Source organism: Rhodococcus sp. T7, from assembly GCF_009872365.1.
Taxonomy (GTDB): Bacteria; Actinomycetota; Actinomycetes; order Mycobacteriales; family Mycobacteriaceae; genus Rhodococcus_F.
The window spans coordinates 739,060-740,989 of sequence record NZ_WXYH01000389.1 but is presented as its reverse complement, the minus strand read 5'-3'; the positions used below and the strand labels follow the sequence as shown (position 1 = coordinate 740,989).

Annotated in this window: 1 protein-coding gene; it reads right to left on the bottom strand. The window is 60.7% G+C overall.

The annotated features are described in order from the left end of the window. Positions 1 to 11: 11 nt before the first annotated feature. Positions 12 to 1,232 carry an ISL3 family transposase gene (locus MLGJGCBP_RS47490; RefSeq protein WP_160097904.1) on the bottom strand — a complete coding sequence of 407 codons (1,221 nt, stop codon included), beginning with the start codon at positions 1,230 to 1,232 and terminating at the stop codon, positions 12 to 14. Positions 1,233 to 1,930: the final 698 nt, after the last annotated feature.

Genomic DNA, 1,930 nt, shown 5'->3' with positions numbered 1-1,930 from the left:
CGTGCCCCTCCTTACGTTTGTGTGGGCAGTTTTACCTCGATTCCGCCGAGATTGAGATAGATCATCGCCGTGAGTGATTTTGCTGAATGATGACCGTAACCGCGGGCATTGATCAGTCTGATCTTCGAGTTGATCCCCTCGATAAGGGCATTGGATATCCCCAACTCGATTGCTGCACAGATTTGCTCGGATTTCTTGTCGATCATCCGGGCCAGTTGTACGAACGCGTTGATCCCGCAGGACTGCGCTTCTTCGATCCACCGCCGTAGATACCGTGCAGCGTTCTGGGGCGCGATCTTGCGGTAGAGATCGCGGAACTGCTCCTTCAGACGCCACGCTGTCCCGACCTCGGTATCGGCTGCGGTCACCGTCCGCAGCAACGACTTGTGTTTCTTGGTGAGCCGATTCTGACCGAGCCGCAACACTGTGCGAGCTTTACGCCATTCCGGGGCTTGCATCGACAAGGTCCGGCGAACAGACGCCGCGTCGGAGAACACACGATCCAAGGCTCGGTTCACCCACTGCATCACATGAAAGGGGTCCATACACTGACGAGCCTGCGGGACGTGATCCTCTGCGGCGGCACGGAAGGCGGGAGAGCCGTCCATCGACACCACCTGCACCTTGTCGCGCTCTTTCGCCGACTGCTGCTCGAAGAACTCCGAAAACGAGTCTCGGCCCCGGCCCTCGGTGATGTAGACGACCTTGCCGGTGTCGTGATCGCCGACGATGGTGAGGTACTTGTGCGGATGTCGGTAGCAGATTTCGTCGACTCCGATTCGATACAAATTCTCGAGCCTGCGCGAGTCGATCAACGCATCGACTGCCCGCGTGACGATGGAGGTGACCGTCCGCCATGCACAGCGCATCAAGGTCGACACCGAGGTCCGATCGGTGCGGGTGACCAACCACAGCACCATGTCCTCGAAGTCGCGTGTATGCCGTGCTGTCGGACGCGCCCACGGAATGTCCTCGGTCCGGACGCCGCAGGTCGGGCACTCGATCCGTCGGATCGGATACTTCAACCACACCTTGTGGCGGCCGAAGTCGAGATGGCGCCAGCGCCGCGGCGCGTGGTCGTAGGCCGCGGCGCTCGTGTAGCCGCATGGGCACTTCACACGGCGTGCTGCGAGCCTGACGGTGACCTCGACGGAGTCGTCTGTGATCGACACATCCGACACCGATGCACCGGGGATTTGAAGCAGACGGTTAAATGCAGTACTGACGCGCACGTGTAGCGGTCCTCCGGGTTGAGGTTGGTGTAGGAACCCCGAAATCTAGAGGCCCAACACGTGCGCGTCCCTCATTTCACCGGCAACTCGCCGAACGCTGCGTCCAACAACACAACCCACCCTGAACAGCAGAAATGACGCCCACACAAACCTCAGGAGCGCCACATGTGTTCTATCTTATCGAAACGCGTCGAACCGCACAAGACTCAAAACAAAGCACACCAAACGCACTCACATGACAGGGGGCGTCAGCACGGACCTCATTGTTCGGACGGCCCGTTCTCCCACTAGCCCACCCCGACACGACACCACGAACCTCCAAAGATGTTGAACAGCTCCGTATCCCATGATGACATCCGCTGCCGCCTCGGGCACCCGGCAGCACGGCTCGAGCGCTGGGCGTAGCACGCGGCATCGCGGGATCCCACCGATACCGTCACCGGCATCCGCGAGAGCTTCGTCGGTCACACCATTCGAGCAAGTTTGGTTCCACCACAATTGAATTCGTCTTAACCAGTACGTCGGAAGTCGCCCAGTGAGGCCGCCGCCTATCCACTCCCCGCCACGATGACGGGGACGGTAGCGGCGACGACGGATGTGCGCACGGCCTTGCCGGCCTAATACTGCAACGGCACTTATGGGAGGTGGCCGCGGCGTCGGTAGTGGGAGGTGCGGGCCTGGTGTTGTCGGCGTCGTCG